General features: G+C 46.3%; 14 protein-coding genes. 3 read left to right on the forward strand and 11 right to left on the reverse strand.

Features of this window, described 5'->3' with window-relative positions; translation table 11 throughout:
* Positions 1–7 precede the first annotated feature (7 nt).
* Genes sdhA through sdhC form a run of 3 tightly spaced genes read right to left on the reverse strand, consistent with a single transcriptional unit; the run spans position 8 to position 2,490 of the window.
* Entirely contained in the window at positions 8–1,774 is a 1,767-nt protein-coding gene (gene sdhA, locus NJR55_RS11765) for a succinate dehydrogenase flavoprotein subunit (RefSeq protein ID WP_114981215.1), read from the reverse strand.
* Positions 1,775–2,122 (reverse strand): succinate dehydrogenase, hydrophobic membrane anchor protein, encoded by a 348-nt coding sequence (gene sdhD, locus NJR55_RS11770; protein ID WP_011234749.1) that lies wholly within the window; start codon positions 2,120–2,122, stop codon positions 1,775–1,777.
* Positions 2,116–2,490, reverse strand: coding sequence for a succinate dehydrogenase, cytochrome b556 subunit (sdhC, locus tag NJR55_RS11775; RefSeq protein WP_253620118.1), 375 nt, complete (start codon positions 2,488–2,490; stop codon positions 2,116–2,118). Before sdhC ends, sdhD begins: the two co-directional genes overlap by 7 nt.
* A 326-nt stretch (positions 2,491–2,816) precedes the next feature.
* Between sdhC and gltA the strand changes: the two genes are divergently transcribed.
* Positions 2,817–4,097: a citrate synthase gene (gltA, locus tag NJR55_RS11780; RefSeq protein ID WP_253620119.1), complete on the forward strand. Its 1,281-nt coding sequence runs from the start codon at positions 2,817–2,819 to the stop codon at positions 4,095–4,097.
* Between the two features lie 216 nt (positions 4,098–4,313).
* Complete coding sequence (locus NJR55_RS11785) at positions 4,314–5,660, forward strand: KamA family radical SAM protein (protein ID WP_253620120.1); 1,347 nt, start codon at positions 4,314–4,316, stop codon at positions 5,658–5,660.
* Here NJR55_RS11785 and kdsB read toward each other — a convergent pair.
* From kdsB to NJR55_RS11810, 5 genes are read right to left on the reverse strand one after another with little or no spacing between them, the layout of a single operon-like run.
* Entirely contained in the window at positions 5,657–6,418 is a 762-nt protein-coding gene (gene kdsB, locus NJR55_RS11790; RefSeq protein ID WP_253620121.1) for a 3-deoxy-manno-octulosonate cytidylyltransferase, read from the reverse strand. The two genes, NJR55_RS11785 and kdsB, sit on opposite strands and share 4 nt — an antisense overlap.
* Positions 6,415–6,612: a Trm112 family protein gene (locus NJR55_RS11795; protein ID WP_253620122.1), complete on the reverse strand. Its 198-nt coding sequence runs from the start codon at positions 6,610–6,612 to the stop codon at positions 6,415–6,417. Before NJR55_RS11795 ends, kdsB begins: the two co-directional genes overlap by 4 nt.
* Positions 6,599–7,588 carry a tetraacyldisaccharide 4'-kinase gene (gene lpxK, locus NJR55_RS11800; protein WP_253620123.1) on the reverse strand — a complete coding sequence of 330 codons (990 nt, stop codon included), beginning with the start codon at positions 7,586–7,588 and terminating at the stop codon, positions 6,599–6,601. Before lpxK ends, NJR55_RS11795 begins: the two co-directional genes overlap by 14 nt.
* The gene (gene msbA / locus NJR55_RS11805; protein ID WP_253620124.1) at positions 7,588–9,336 is read right to left on the reverse strand and encodes a lipid A export permease/ATP-binding protein MsbA; all 1,749 of its coding nucleotides are present in this window, start codon (positions 9,334–9,336) and stop codon (positions 7,588–7,590) included. Before msbA ends, lpxK begins: the two co-directional genes overlap by 1 nt.
* A 35-nt stretch (positions 9,337–9,371) precedes the next feature.
* Entirely contained in the window at positions 9,372–11,669 is a 2,298-nt protein-coding gene (locus tag NJR55_RS11810; protein ID WP_253620125.1) for a DNA internalization-related competence protein ComEC/Rec2, read from the reverse strand.
* Between the two features lie 50 nt (positions 11,670–11,719).
* On the opposite strand from NJR55_RS11810, the gene NJR55_RS11815 reads away from it, so the two are divergent.
* Entirely contained in the window at positions 11,720–12,235 is a 516-nt protein-coding gene (locus NJR55_RS11815; RefSeq protein WP_253620126.1) for a DUF2062 domain-containing protein, read from the forward strand.
* Here NJR55_RS11815 and NJR55_RS11820 read toward each other — a convergent pair.
* Genes NJR55_RS11820 through NJR55_RS11830 form a run of 3 tightly spaced genes read right to left on the reverse strand, consistent with a single transcriptional unit; the run spans position 12,232 to position 15,375 of the window.
* Positions 12,232–13,467, reverse strand: coding sequence for a lipoprotein-releasing ABC transporter permease subunit (locus NJR55_RS11820; RefSeq protein WP_253620127.1), 1,236 nt, complete (start codon positions 13,465–13,467; stop codon positions 12,232–12,234). The two genes, NJR55_RS11815 and NJR55_RS11820, sit on opposite strands and share 4 nt — an antisense overlap.
* Entirely contained in the window at positions 13,467–14,153 is a 687-nt protein-coding gene (gene lolD / locus NJR55_RS11825; RefSeq protein ID WP_253620128.1) for a lipoprotein-releasing ABC transporter ATP-binding protein LolD, read from the reverse strand. The genes NJR55_RS11820 and lolD overlap by 1 nt, the downstream gene beginning before the upstream one ends.
* A complete protein-coding gene (locus NJR55_RS11830; protein WP_253620129.1) occupies positions 14,146–15,375 on the reverse strand; it encodes a lipoprotein-releasing ABC transporter permease subunit in 1,230 nt (409 codons plus the stop codon). The genes lolD and NJR55_RS11830 overlap by 8 nt, the downstream gene beginning before the upstream one ends.
* Positions 15,376–15,461: the final 86 nt, after the last annotated feature.

Genomic DNA, 15,461 nt, shown 5'->3' on the forward strand with positions numbered 1-15,461 from the left:
CTCCAACTTAGTAGGTACGAGCTTTCGGAGGGAAAGCTTCACGCAGTTTAGGTGCCATGTTGACCTCCCGCGTCACCATATCTTCCTTTTCAGGACGATAAACAGTGTGTACTAACCACTTCTCATCATCACGATCCGGGTAGTCTGCACGGCTGTGAGCACCGCGGCTTTCTGTACGGAAGCTAGCAGCAACTGCAGTTGAGTAAGCGGTTTCCATCAAGTTATCTAACTCAAGGCACTCGACGCGCTGAGTATTAAACTCTTTAGAAGTGTCATCAAGACGGGCATTTTTCAGGCGTTCGCGAATTTCGCGCAGCTCAGCAAGCCCTTCTTTCATTGAATCGCCTTCGCGGAAAACCGAGAAATTAAGTTGCATGCACTGTTGCAGGTCTTTCTTAATTTGTGCTGGATCTTCACCTTTTTGAGTGTTTTCCCAACGATTATAACGCGCTAGTGCAGCGTCAATGTCGTCGCTACTTGCTTCTCTGGCTTCTACGTTAGCCGCAAGAGTTTCACCCAGGTGCATACCGGTTGAACGGCCAAATACCACCAGATCAAGCAGTGAGTTACCACCTAAGCGGTTCGCACCGTGTACGGATACACAAGCAATTTCACCACAAGCAAACAGGCCTTTAACGTGAGATGTCTGACCATTGTCGTCTACAGACAACACTTGTCCGTTAACGTCCGTCGGAATACCGCCCATCATGTAGTGACAGGTAGGAATAACCGGAATAGGCTCTTTCACCGGATCAACGTGAGCGAATGTGCGTGATAAGTCACAAACACCCGGCAAACGACTTTCCAGGGTTTCTTTACCCAGGTGATCCAATTTCAGTTTAAGGTGCGTACCCCATGGGCCTTCACAACCACGTCCTTCACGGATTTCAGTCATCATAGCGCGGGAGACAACGTCACGAGACGCCAAATCTTTCGCGTTTGGTGCATAACGCTCCATAAAGCGTTCGCCGTCTTTGTTCAGCAGGTAACCGCCTTCACCACGACAACCTTCTGTAACAAGCGAGCCCGCTCCGGCAATACCGGTTGGGTGGAACTGCCACATTTCCATATCTTGTACTGGAACGCCAGCACGTAACGCCATACCGATACCGTCACCAGTATTGATGTGTGCATTAGTGGTGGAAGAATAAATACGACCCGCACCGCCGGTAGCAAGAACAACGGCCTTAGCTTTAACAAAGTAAACTTCGCCGCTTTCGATATCCATGGTAGTTACACCACAAACTTCACCGTCTTGGTTCTTAACGATATCCAGTGCATACCACTCAGAGAATACGGTGGTTTTTTTCTTCACGTTTTGCTGATAAAGCAAATGCAGCAAAGCGTGACCAGTACGGTCAGCTGCAGCGGCAGTACGAGCTGCCTGCTCGCCACCAAAGTTTTTCGACTGCCCACCAAATGGACGTTGATAAACTTTGCCGTTTTCAAAACGCGAGAATGGTAACCCTAAGTTTTCCATTTCTAAAATAGCTTCAGGGCCAGCTTTACACATGTATTCGATAGCGTCCTGGTCACCAATATAGTCCGAACCTTTAACGGTATCGAACATGTGCCATTCCCAGTTATCTTCATGCGCATTACCTAGTGCTACGGTAATACCACCTTGAGCAGAAACTGTGTGAGAGCGTGTTGGAAACACTTTGGACATCAACGCGCAGCTCAATCCCTCTTGGGAAATTTGCAGCGCTGCTCGCATGCCGGCACCGCCAGCACCAATCACCACTGCATCATATTCTAAAGTTTTAACAGTCACTTAAACACCCCACAGTACGAATAAGCCAGTGAGCCAAACAGCGATCAGACCAACGCTGAAAACCAGTTGGATAAAAGCTCTGAGACCGGACGCTTTCACGTAGTCTGTTGATACTTGCCAAATGCCAATCCAGCCGTGAATTAACACAGAGGACAAGGCCAGCATAGTGAATACTTTCATCCAAATGTTGGCAAACAACCCACTCCACACTTGATAAGTTACATCTGGCGTAGAAAGGAAGAACCCAGCCATGAACAGTGAATATAGAACCATTACAATCGCGCTGGCTCTCAATAAAATAAAGTCATGAGAACCGCTACGACCAAAAGTAGCTGCTGCTGTTACCATAGCCAAACTCCTACTAATACGGAAAAGATCACAGAAAGAGCAATCGAGATAATTGCGCTGATTCTTCCGGAATCGAGTTCTTCCCAGTAGCCCATGTCCATTACTAAGTGACGCAGACCAATGATTAAGTGAAATCCTAGCGCTGTCAAAATACCCCAGCCAATAAATTTAGCGATAAAGCTGGTCATGATACTCTCGATTTGAGCAAAGCCTTCAGGGCCACTAAGTGACACGGCAAAAGCCCAAATTAGAAAAGCCAGAGAGAACAGCATAGCAACACCGGAAATACGATGCAGTATGGATGCTTTGGCAGCGGCAGGAAGCTTGATAGTTGATAAGTCTAAATTAACAGGTCTTTCTTTTTTCACGATAGATTGCCTTTTAATAAAGCACAAAAGAAATGCAATTTTCGTTTGCGCGACACAGAAACATGCCACCAATACGGCGCAAAGTATATCTAGCCAAGCTATTAATTACAACGACAAACTCAGATTTGAACGCTGGCTAAAATACGCTTTACTACTAAAGTCTAACTTAAAGAGATAATTCTTCAATCTGAGTAATCTTTTCGTCATGTTTGTTACGTATATTTAGCTATAATTGGTTCATGTTCCCCGATTAAAATTGACATTTAAGGGCATGATCGAGTTAAATTAGCGCACTTTTTCAAAGTAGATAGCGAGGAGAATTCCTTATGGCTGATCGTAAAGCCACTTTACAGATTGACGGCCAATCCATTGAATTGCCGGTACTATCACCAACGGCAGGAAAGGATGTAGTTGACGTCCGAACTCTGGGAAAACATGGTTATTTTACTTTTGACCCAGGGTTTCTGGCTACAGGCTCTTGCGAGTCGGCTATCACCTATATAGATGGTGAAAACGGCGTTTTACTGCACCGCGGTTACCCTATTGGTGAGTTAGCAACTAAAGCAGATTACTTAGAAGTTTGCTACATGTTGTTGCACGGCGAAGCTCCTACCGAAAAGCAATACCATGAATTCAAAAACACCATTACTAAACACACTATGGTGCATCAGGGAATTCACAATTTCTTTAATGGTTTCCGTCGCGATGCTCACCCTATGGCAATGTTATGTGCCGTAACGGGTGCTTTATCATCGTTCTATCATGATGATCTGGAGATTCACGACGAAAACCAACGTTTACGCAGTGCTTATCGCTTAATTGCTAAAATTCCGACAATTGCAGCAATGGCTTATAAATTCAGCATCGGCCAACCTTTCGTGTACCCACGTAACGACTTAGGTTATGCAGAAAACTTCCTGAACATGATGTTCTCGGTTCCTGCGGAAAACTACAAAATAAGTCCTGCAGTAGCTCGCGCTATGGATCGTATTTTCACTTTGCATGCTGACCACGAGCAAAACGCATCAACGTCAACAGTGCGCCTTGCCGGTTCTTCAGGTGCTAATCCTTATGCATGTATCGCGGCGGGTGTTGCGTCTTTATGGGGACCTGCTCACGGTGGTGCCAACGAAGCTTGCTTGCGTATGCTGGCTGAAATAGGCTCTGTTGAAAACATTCCAAAATACATCGAGAAAGCAAAAGACAAAGACGATCCTTTCCGTCTAATGGGCTTTGGTCACCGTGTTTACAAAAACACTGACCCTCGTGCAACAGTAATGCGCGAGTCTTGCCACGAAGTGCTGAAAGAATTGGATCGTGATGACCCATTACTTGACGTCGCAATGGAACTGGAGCGCATCGCACTGGAAGACGACTACTTCATCGAGAAGAAACTCTTCCCTAACGTTGACTTCTACTCTGGTATCGTACTGAAAGCTATTGGTATCCCTACCAATATGTTCACCGTTATCTTTGCACTGTCACGTACTGTCGGCTGGGTTTCTCACTGGCACGAAATGATGGGCGAAGAAAACCAGAAAATTGGCCGTCCTCGTCAGTTATATACTGGTTATACAAAACGCGAATTTTCACCAATTAAAAAATAAATTGGTTTAAGTTAAGAAGGCGCTCGATTGAGCGCCTTTTTTTATGCCTGCTTCAAATTAGTTTGAGTACATTGCTTTTCACGCCTTACAGAACGTGCAACTAAGTCTTAAATTCTTTATACTACGTCGCATTTCGTTGGTCGCCAAAGAGAGAGCTGACAGACAAATTCATTTTCAACGTGCTTTAGCAAGTTGCAGATAATTACAGAGAGGCTTATGCAGCAAGTAGTCAATGTACAACAACCCATCATTACACCACGTAAATTCAAGGTATATCAGCATCGCCAGTTAGATAAAATTGAGGCGTTAAAGAAAGTTCCGGCTGACATGCGTTTTGAAATGAAAGTCGTCGCTAATGTACTGCCATTCAGAGTTAATGAATATGTGTTTAACGAACTGATTGACTGGGAAAATGTACCCAATGACCCGCTGTTTCAGCTAACTTTTCCGCAAAAAGATATGCTGGAGCCTTCTGCGTACCAACGCATGGCTGACCTAATGTCAGGCAAGCACACCACCAATGAGGTATTTGATTTAGCGACCCAGTTACGCGATGAGATGAACCCTCACCCGGCCGGACAAATGCAAATGAATGTGCCGCATGTTGACGGTGAGCCTTTGCCGGGTATGCAGCATAAATACCGCGAAACGGTGCTCTTTTTCCCGGCTCAGGGACAATACTGCCACTCTTACTGCACTTTCTGCTTTCGTTGGGCGCAGTTTGTCGGTAAAGCTACCCGCTTTAATTCAAACGACGCAGATCAATTGCATCGCTACCTGGCTCAGCACAAAGAAGTTACTGACTTGCTGGTGACCGGCGGCGACCCTATGGTGATGCGCACACGCAAGCTGGCTCATTATTTAGAAGGTTTACTGCAACCTGGGTTCGAGCACATTAAAACCATACGCATCGGCACTAAATCATTAACCTTCTGGCCATATCGCTTTATCACCGACCCCGATGCTGACGATTTACTACGTTTATTAGAGCGCTTAGTTGATGGTGGCAAGCATGTGTCAATCATGGCGCATTTAAACCATCCGAATGAGTTGCGCACGGAAGTATGTCAGGAGGCCATTCGTCGCCTGCGTGCTACGGGTGTTCAAATCCGCTGTCAGGCACCTTTACTCAAACACATTAACGACGATCCGGATGTCTGGGCTTCTATGTGGGAGAAACAGGTACAACTCGGATTAATCCCTTATTACATGTTTGTCGAACGGGATACCGGTGCCAAACGTTACTTTGAAGTACCGTTGGAGCGTACCTGGGAAATTTTCCAGAAAGCGTATCAGCAGGTTTCAGGTATAGCTCGTACCGTGCGAGGCCCTTCCATGAGTGCAGGCCCGGGAAAAGTAGAGGTTCAGGGTGTTACTGAAATTGCCGGTGAGAAAGTCTTCGCCTTACGCTTTATTCAGGGACGCAACCCGGACTGGGTACAACGCCCCTTCTTTGCTAAATACGATCCGGATGCCACCTGGCTGCATCACTTGAAACCCGCTTTCGGTGAAGAAAAATTCTTTTTCGAAGATGAGTATTCACAAATGTCGGCGATGGATTAACCATCGCCTGCCAGTTTTCGTGCTCGCTGCAGGTCCTCTTCAGTATCAATGCCTGTAGCTGGTGCGAGAATGGCTTCAGCAACATGAATACGCTCTCCGTGCCAAAGCACCCGCAATTGTTCTAACGACTCAAGCTGTTCAATAGGACTTGGTTGCCATTCTACATAACGTCTGACGAAACCCGCCCGATAAGCATAAATACCAATGTGACGATGGTAGTGCTCAGTAACAATATCAGTCGCCCGGTCGGCAGAAAAATGGTCTCTGTCCCAGGGAATAGCTGCACGACTAAAGTACAGCGCATAACCCGCAGCATCGGTAACCACTTTTACTGTGTTCGGGTTAAAAATATCTTCAGCGTCGGTAATAGGCACGGCCAGCGTCGCCATAGGTGCCTGCCGTTGATTCGCTAAATTATCAGCTACCTGTCGAATAATTTCAGGTGGAATAAAGGGTTCATCGCCCTGCACATTAACCACCACTTCATTTTCTGCCAAAGCTAATTGCTCGATAACCTCAGCCAGCCGCTCCGTACCTGACGAGTGTTCACTTGAGGTCATCATTACGCGACCACCAAACTTATCAACGCCCTCTTTAACCCGCATATCATCGGTAGCAACTATGACTTCGGCAGCGCCACTAGCCTCTGCTCGCTCAACCACATGCTGAATCATCGGCTTTCCGGCAATATCGGCTAAAGGTTTGCCCGGCAAACGGCTGGAACCGTAACGAGCGGGAATGACAACGGTAAAACTCATGAAGGAACCTTTTCTAACTCTTCTGAAGATAATTCGCGGGCTTTATCCGCTATAAGCACGGGAATATTCTCGTCTATCGGGTAAGCCAGGCGCTCCCCGCGGCATACTAGCTCGTCTTTATCGCCGTAATAGGTCAACTTACCTTTACACTTTGGGCACGCCAATATTGCTAATGTCGTTTTATCGATGGCCATTTTTCTTCCTTTCCAGCTCTGCCAATAAGTTAGTTTTCATCACTTCGGGCAGCTTCGCTTCAATCGTTTGGTAATACCAGTCAGCTTGGGCAAAAGACTGGCATTTACCGGCATCTTTTTCTGTCATTAATATAGGGTTATCAGCCAGGTTAGAAAAGTCCTGTTGGCTAAAAGCATGATGATCAGCAAACCCCTGACTGTTCTCCAGTTCAATACCCTGTTCAATTAGCGAGTTAAAAAAGCGCTGCGGATAACCTATACCAGCAACTGCATTAAATTTGCTCTCGGTTTTTAATTCAATTTGCTCATTGTTATCAACCCGATACCAGTGACCCGGCTCGACGTCCACAACATGCCGGGCGAATGCGTGGCGACCATAGTTAGAAATAACCCAGTCAGATCCTTTCAAACGCCAGGGACCTTCCCGTAAGGGGCCTGCGGGCAATAGCCATCCATTTCCGATTCCTCGCTCAGCATCTATCATAATTAATTCAATGTCGCGCTTAAGTCCATAATGCTGCAGTCCGTCATCAGAAATAATAACATCCACTTTTGGATGCTGTTCAGCCATAAGCTTTGCGGCCTGAGCTCGTTTTGGCGCAATAACAACTGGGCAGCCAGTGCGACGACGCATAAGCAAGGGTTCATCGCCGGCTTTCTCCGGAGAGTCGCTCTCTAAAACATCGTAAGGAAAAGGTCCTTTTGCGCCGTAACCGCGACTAATAATGCCCGGATTCCAGCCCTCATCTTTTAGCCATTGGCTTAAGGCCACAACCATAGGTGTTTTGCCAGTGCCGCCCACGCTAATGTTTCCCACCACTATGACCGGAACATTGGCTTTGTAGCGTGGCATTAACCCAAAAGCATAAAAACTGCGACGCAAGTTTGTCACCAGCCAAAACACTAGTGACAGTGGCGTCAGCAAAAACAGTAAAGGATGCAGTCTGGCGTTATACCACTGCTTTTGGAGCCACATTAGGCGCTCCCGCTAAACTGCAAGTTATGCAGCTGGAAGTATGAGCCTTCCTGATCAAGCAATTGCTGGTGTGTACCGCGCTCAATAATCTCACCGTTGTCCATGACTAAAATTTCATCGGCATTTTCAATGGTTGATAAACGGTGCGCAATAACAATAGCTGTACGGTTTTTACGCAAAGTTCCTAACGCATCCTGAATATGACGCTCGGACTCCGTGTCCAGCGCCGATGTTGCTTCATCCAGTATAAGAATAGGCGCGTCCTGTAATAACGCACGAGCTATAGCAATACGCTGACGTTGACCACCGGACAACATCACCCCGTTCTCACCCACCATAGTATCCAGACCTTTTGGCATGCTGTCGGTGAACTCAGTAACATAGGCTTGCTCAGCGGCTTTAGTGATGTCTTCACGTGAGACATCTTTCGAGGCACCGTAAGCAATATTGTTTGCTATGGTGTCGTTAAACAGTATTACGTGCTGAGATACCAGCGCGAACTGGCGCCTTAGGCATTTCAACTTATAATCTTTAATATTATGACCATCAAGCAGAATACTGCCCTGCTCTACATCATAGAACCTAGTGAGCAAGTTCGATATTGTCGACTTACCACTACCTGAACGCCCCACCAGTGCCACGGTTTTGCCCTGATCAACTTTAAAATTAATGTGCTGAAGCGCTGGCTCATCATCTTTTTGATAAGAAAAAGTCACGTCATCAAAGACAATATCACCCGCTGCACGATCAACCACTCGCGAGCCCTTATCAACTTCAATAGGCTCGTCAAGAATCGCAAACACACTGGTCGCCGCCGCAATACCGCGCTGGAAATCACTATTTACGTTAGTAAGCTGCTTTAATGGGCGAAGCAGCATTATCATAGCGGTAAGCAGTGTAGTAAAAGCACCGGCAGATAGTTCCCCCAGCATTTCAGGAAAACTGGCAATAACCAGAACCATAGAAAGGCTTAACGAAGCAATAAACTGAATAACCGAGGTACTGATAGCACGGGTGTTAACCAGCTTCATATTCTGGTTACGAGTAATGTTGTTTATTTCTGAAAAACGTGCCGACTCACCTTTTTGACCCTGGTGCATGATCACAACCTTGTGGCCGTTGATCATCTGCTCTGCAGTTGTAGTTACATTCCCCATAGCGGTCTGAATACGGCTACTGACTTTACGGAAGCGGCGTGAAACAACCCCAACAACTTTTGCAACCAAAGGGCCTATCACTAAAAATACTAATGATAATTGCCAGCTTTGGTAAAACATTAGGCCTAATAACCCGGCTACGAAGGCTCCTTCTTTTACCAAAACCAGAACGGCTCGACTGCTCGCTTCTGCTACCTGCTGAGTGTCATAAGTTATTTTTGAAATCAAGTCGCCAGTTGAGTGCTGATCATGGAAACCGACTGGCAGTTTCATCATATGATCAAACAATTGCTGCCGCATTTTGGTAACAACTTTAAAGCCAACCCAATGCAGGAAATAGCTGGAGGCAACATTCAAAGAACCGCGAAGGATGAAAATAAAAGGAACAAAAAGCGCACCATAAAGCAGTATATTAGAGTCCTGCTCTGTTAACCCGTCATCTATTAAGGTTTCGATTTGGGATAAAAACAATGTATCAATGGCAGAGTAACCAATCATACATAAGACCGCAGCAATAAAAGCTGCCTTATAAGGTTTGATATAACCCAATAAGCGTTTAAAGGTCGTCTTTTTTTTAAGCTGAGAATCCATGTAGTCTCAAATAAGTCATTAACACTTTTGATATTCTACCTGTTTTCAAAGGGTAACTCCAAACTCCATGTGTTGCCGTCACTAACTATGGTCAGTTGTCCGCTGTCTTTGGTTCCAAACCAGGGCTTTTGAGTACGGGAAAGTCTTTCCAGTGTATAGCGATGAGGAAAGTCATACCCCTTATGTTTACCGTAACTAAGAAGGTAAACATCGGCATCGACCGCCTGTAGCAAAGGCCAGCTAGTCGATGTTTTGCTGCCATGATGTGGAATCAGAAGGACATCTGAGCTAGCTTCAGACAGCTCATGTAAAGATTCCAGCAATAATTGTTCCGCCATCATTTCAATGTCTCCGGGCAGAAAAACACTGAAGTCTTTATAACTGACGCGTAATACACATGAACGATTATTTTTACTTAACCGATTTGCATCCTGATAAGCAGGCGTTGGCCAAAGAGTCTCCCATTGCATGCTGTTCCATTCACCTTTATCACCGGCGCGACAGGGTTTATCACTGGAATCTCCGCGCCACTCTAGCTGAGGATACCTTTGCCTAAGAAAATCTCTGCCGCCGTTATGATCTCTATCGCCATGGCTAATAAAAGCCAGCTCAGGCCGCAAACCATGATAATTAAGAAAAGGTTCAATAACAGATTCCGCAACACTGAAACCGGAATTAAACTCAATACCGGTATCAATCAGCATGGCTTTGCCGTCCTTCTCTATTACTACAGCCTGGCTTTGTCCCACATCCAGAACATGAAGACGCAACTTTCCGTCCCGTTGATTAAAAAATGAAAAAGCCACAACAGGCAAGCACAATAATAGAGCTAACCTTTGCCAACCACGACTTACCGGCAACAGCAATGCCGCAGTAAGTGCGAACAGCACAGCAAACCGCGCGGCACGAGTTATCGGCCATTGGTTCAGCTCCAACCAATTAGCCGAGCACCCCGCTATAGCTTCCAATAGTGGAGTCAAATAGGAAACCGGGAGTTCAGCCAATTGCCAGAACAACACAGCAATACCAGAATCACACAAAGCAAAAACAGTTCCGGTTAATGCCAGCGGCAATAACCAAAAGCTGATAACAGGCAACACGAACAAATTGACTACGGGAGCAAAAAGTGAAAAGCCGCCAAATAATAAAAATGATAAAGGAGACATCACCACCAACAGCAGCCATTGAATTGACCAAAGGCCTTTTACCGCGGAGAAACGACCACGACTTTTGCTCCAGCGCCAACTGGCTAGAAAAAGTGCTGCAACGGCAGTAATAGACAACCAAAAACCGGGATCCTGCCAGGCGAAAACATCAACCACTAGTACAGCAGTAACCACTCGCAGCAATAAACTTAGCGGATTTAACTTGAGATTTAACACAATATGCAGAAGAACCACCAGAAACATGGTTAAAGCTCTTACAGTCGATATTGAAAAATCTGCCAAACCAGCATAACCACTTACCACAATTGCCGCGAATGCTAGCGACCACAGCCGAATGTTTAGCCACTCTCTGGTTTGTAAGCTGATGGGAAAACAGTGAAAACAAAAACGAAAGAATAAAGTAGCGGCGCCGGCGACCATCCCCAGATGCAAGCCAGAAATGGCTAAGCTATGGGCTAACCCCGTTCTTTTCCAGATTTCACGAGTGGCTGAGGTTAACAGGCTGCGTTCGCCAATAGTTAAAGCGGCCAATATACCTGGTTCAGATAAATTCGCTTGTTTTATGCCATCAAAAATTTTCTGTCGAAAACTGATTAAGCTGGTAAGTTTTTCGCCGTCTTTAACTGTTCCTAAGGAATAAATATTATTACGCAGTAAGTATTGCCGGTATCGAAAACTCCCCTGATTGCGGTAGTCCGTTGCCTGTTTCAGCTTCACTTCCAGTTGCCAACGCTCGCCAGCTTTCGGCACCTGTTTATGGTGGCTGTTATACCAATTCAGTTGAACCCGGGGTTGCTGCCAGAAAGGCAAAACTTTACCAGCCAGAACTTCTACCCTGCCCGTCATACGCAAATGAAAAGGATAACGGCGTGATATTTCATCCACGACAAGCGTCAATTGAACTTCGTTACCCATCAATTCGTCTGGTATAGCACGTAATTTTTGCCAATAAAGGTTGGCATTACCCCATAAAATACCGCAAAATAACACCATCAGTAGCAGTACGATGGTTCGCTGTTTTACTTCCCTCTGTCTAAAATAAAAAAAGGCATTAACTGTCGCCAAAAGTAGTAGTGCGATAGTTGAAACAATTAGCCAGAATTTAATGTCAGAGTGTAACGAGGCGGACAATATTCCGCCAATAAAGACCAGTAACCAACGATCCATCGTTGCTCCTTCCCTGGGGCAGTAACCGGATAGGTAATAAACGTCAAATTATGGCCAGACGCTTCATTAAACGCTTAATGCCTGATCATCAGAAAGTGCGCGAATCCAAAGCGATTCGCTTATTCGGCAGCCTTCTGCACGATGCAAACTTATGGCATTTAAACCGACGGTCAGCTTCAGGCGCATTTGCGGTCGGCTTATTTTGCGCTTTTATACCGGTTCCTTTTCAAATGCTATTAGCGGCAGCTTCGGCAATTCCTTTTCGCGTTAATCTGCCACTTTCTGTTGGACTTGTCTGGGTTTCAAACCCAATAACGATGCCGCCGATATTTTATCTCTGCTATTTAGTCGGTAATGCCATACTGGCCGAACCTCCACAACCCTTTGCCTTTGAGGCCAGCTGGGAATGGTTAATGCACAGTATTTCGACTATAGGCCCTGCATTTTTGCTTGGTTGCCTCATTCTGGGCACGTTATCCAGCTTTATTGGTTATATCGGTATACGCTTACTTTGGCGCCAGTCTGTGGTCAAAGCCTGGCGACGTCGTAATCCAGGAAGCAACTAGGTACTTTCATGCAAGGCCTTAGCGGGTTCAACTTTAACCGCCCGCCAGGCTGGGTAAATAGTGGCTAGCAAGCTCATTACCAGTGCCACGCTCGCGACTAAAATAACATCGCCCCAAACCCATTCAGAGGGCACCTCACCAACAAAATAAATATCGTTAGAGAGCACTTCGAAGTGGAACCAAGATTCAAGCGTCAGCATAATATCCGGTAGAAATTGCGCCAAAAGTATCCCGCAGAAACAACCTATAACCACTCCATATAGTCCATTCATTAATCCCTGTAACACAAAGGACTGCAGTAAGGACCTGTCTTTCATACCCAGGGTTTTCAACATGGCAATTTGGCTGCGCTTTTTCGCTACTGTCATAATGAGCGTTGAAACAATATTAAAGCAGGCTACGGCCATAACCAGAATCAAAACCAGATACACCACCCAGCGCACCAGTTCAATATCACGATATAAATGGCCATGACTTCGGGTCCAGTCATCCAGATAGACCAATTCTGGCAACTGGTTACCTATTTCCCGGGCAACCGCAGGAGCCGAAAAAACATCCTTTAACCGCAAGCGTACCGAGCTGACATCACTAGCAAAATTCAACACGTTCTTAGCCGTTTCCAGAGAGACATAGGCATTTTGATAATCAATTTGTCCGCCAAACTTAAACAGCCCGGTGACTTCCAGTCGCACCCGCTCTGGCGAACGAAAACCTCGCTCAGACTTTTCCGGTGTTAGTAAGGAAACGGAGTCGCCAACAGCTAGGTCGAGCTTCTCGGCTAAACCTGCCCCTAACAATAAACCGCCTTTTTGCTGCCATCGTTGCCAGTCTTCGTTACTTACATAGTCGGATAAAGCCGATACTTTTTGTTCCTGCTCTGCAGATATTCCGCGAACCTGAATACCATGAAAGGTTGACTGGGTTTGCACCATAACGGTGGAATTAATTCCAGGAGCCGCAGCTATAACTTGCGGGTGTTCCCGGGCTATTTCTGCTATTTCCTGCCAGTCATCCAGCGCGCCTTCTACTGCGCTGTATTCAACCTGAGGGACAACCGCTAATAACCGCTCCTGTAACACCTGATTGAAGCCGTTCATCATCGACAAGGCAGCAATTAAAACTGCACACCCAAGCGCTATACCAATAGTTGATGACGCCGATATAAACGACAAAAAGCCCTGTTTCGCGGTACCTTTACGAAAGCGTCGGGCAATTAACCAGGCAAGCTGCATTAGCCTTGCTCCTTATGCAAAATTCCATTTTTTAAAACTTCTACGCGCTGCAGTTGCTCAGCCAGCTGTAAGTCGTGAGTTACCACAATAAAGGCCGTGTCCATTTCCTGATTCAGCTCCAGCATTAACTGATAAATACTCTCAGCCGCTTCGCCATCCAGATTACCGGTTGGCTCATCAGCCAGCACCACCTGTGGCTTATTCACAAAAGCCCTGGCTATAGCGACCCGTTGGCGTTCCCCTCCAGAAAGCTGTGCCGGACGATGTGATAACCTGTGCTCTAGTCCCACACGCACTAGTAACTGCTTCGCGTGCTTTTTAGCTTCAACAGGGCTTTTACCCGCTATCATTTGCGGCATGGCAACGTTTTCCAGTGCTGAAAACTCGGGCAGTAAATGGTGAAACTGATACACAAAGCCAAGGTTTTGATTACGCCATTGAGCCAGCTTGTCGGCTTTCCAGTGCGTCATTTCCTGATCTTTATAAAACAACTGACCCGATGACGCTTTGTCCAACCCTCCCAGCAAATGCAGTAAAGTGCTTTTACCTGAACCTGACGCACCGACCACCGCGACCATCTCTCCCGCTTGCAAAGCAAAATCAATGTCTTTTAAAACGGTAACCTGGTCGCCCCCGTCCTGATAAGATTTACTCAATTCTTTGCAACGCAACAGCGCGTCAGTCATAGCGTAATGCCTCCGAGGGTTGAACATGTGCAGCTTGAGATGCGGGGTATAACGTTGCCACCAAAGTTAAAGTAATTGCGGCGACAGCCGTAAGGGTCACCTGAAACACATTAATGATAATGGGCAGGCCTTCATCTGATCCGGCAAAGATCTGTGCACCGAATAACGCCAGAATATCATTTAGATACCAACTCAATACCAGCCCCAGAATAACGCCAATTAGTGAGCCCAGCACGCCGTTATAAAGCCCTTGCAATAAAAATACCGTGCGTATGCGCCCGTTAGATAAACCCAGAGTTTGTAATATGGCGATATCGTGACGTTTGTCGTTTATTACCATAATAAGAGCCGATAAAGTGTTAAATGCGGCAACCGCAATGATTAGCGCCAGCATTAACCACATCATGCGTTTTTCCATGCCTACAGCTTCAAATAACTGACCGTAATTTTGTCGCCAGTCGCTGATCGTTAATGCCATTGTATTTCGCAGGCTCTCAGCCACTTGAGGAGCTTTAAAGGCATCATCTAAAAACAACTGCAGCCCACTCACTTTTCCTTCAGGTAACCGAATTAAACGAGCTAAGTCACTACCGTGGGCAAAAACAACCGATTCATCCACCTCTGAGCCCATAGAAAAGAACCCAGTGACAACAAAGCGGCGCTGCGACGGCACTAGTCCAAAAGGTGTATAAACACCGCCCTGCGCGGCAATAATTCGAATGTTATCGCCAACGGTTATTCCTTGCTTCTGCGCCAGTCGCTGCCCTATCACCAGATGGTAACTACCCGGCGTCAGACTTAACCAGTCGCCAACAACCATTTTATCTTTAAGTGAAAGAGGTACCTCGCCCGCATCCGGGTAAATACCCTGTATGTTGGCTACCGACATTTTTTCTGAAAACTGCAATATGCCCTGAGTTTGCACATAGGGCATTGACCCTTTAATGGCTTCTAATTCAGGTAACTGCTCCTGCGTTTCACGCCAGTTTGTCAATTCCGTAGTGCTGTCAGCATCGGTTAGGGTTACCTGAGGGACAGCGCCCAAAATTCGCTCTTTTAACTGCCCTTCAAAACCGTTCATAACGGACATCACAACCACCAGAGCCATAACCCCCAAAGCGATACCGGCAAAGGCAAATCGATTGATAAAGGCGGTAAACGCAGACCCCTGCCTTGCCCGACTATAACGCAGGCCAATAAACAGCACGACCGGCTGAAACATATACCCTCAATTATTTGGTGGTTGCTAATTCATAACGAGCAAGGATAATGAGTTGTATTGAGCCTGACAACTAAAAGCCGACACAA

It is taken from the genome of Idiomarina rhizosphaerae (assembly GCF_024159085.1).
Lineage (GTDB): Bacteria > Pseudomonadota > Gammaproteobacteria > Enterobacterales > Alteromonadaceae > Idiomarina > Idiomarina rhizosphaerae.

Bases quoted from the DNA above. Each gene is read 5' to 3' on its own strand.
- lolD (WP_253620128.1), bottom strand. From the start codon at position 14,153: ATGACTGACGCGCTGTTGCGTTGCAAAGAATTGAGTAAATCTTATCAG.
- msbA (WP_253620124.1), bottom strand. From the start codon at position 9,336: ATGGATTCTCAGCTTAAAAAAAAGACGACCTTTAAACGCTTATTGGGT.
- kdsB (WP_253620121.1), bottom strand. From the start codon at position 6,418: ATGAGTTTTACCGTTGTCATTCCCGCTCGTTACGGTTCCAGCCGTTTG.
- NJR55_RS11795 (WP_253620122.1), bottom strand. From the start codon at position 6,612: ATGGCCATCGATAAAACGACATTAGCAATATTGGCGTGCCCAAAGTGT.
- gltA (WP_253620119.1), top strand. From the start codon at position 2,817: ATGGCTGATCGTAAAGCCACTTTACAGATTGACGGCCAATCCATTGAA.
- NJR55_RS11815 (WP_253620126.1), top strand. From the start codon at position 11,720: ATGGCCAGACGCTTCATTAAACGCTTAATGCCTGATCATCAGAAAGTG.
- NJR55_RS11830 (WP_253620129.1), bottom strand. From the start codon at position 15,375: ATGTTTCAGCCGGTCGTGCTGTTTATTGGCCTGCGTTATAGTCGGGCA.
- sdhD (WP_011234749.1), bottom strand. From the start codon at position 2,122: ATGGTAACAGCAGCAGCTACTTTTGGTCGTAGCGGTTCTCATGACTTT.
- lpxK (WP_253620123.1), bottom strand. From the start codon at position 7,588: ATGTGGCTCCAAAAGCAGTGGTATAACGCCAGACTGCATCCTTTACTG.
- NJR55_RS11785 (WP_253620120.1), top strand. From the start codon at position 4,314: ATGCAGCAAGTAGTCAATGTACAACAACCCATCATTACACCACGTAAA.
- NJR55_RS11820 (WP_253620127.1), bottom strand. From the start codon at position 13,467: ATGCAGCTTGCCTGGTTAATTGCCCGACGCTTTCGTAAAGGTACCGCG.
- NJR55_RS11810 (WP_253620125.1), bottom strand. From the start codon at position 11,669: ATGGATCGTTGGTTACTGGTCTTTATTGGCGGAATATTGTCCGCCTCG.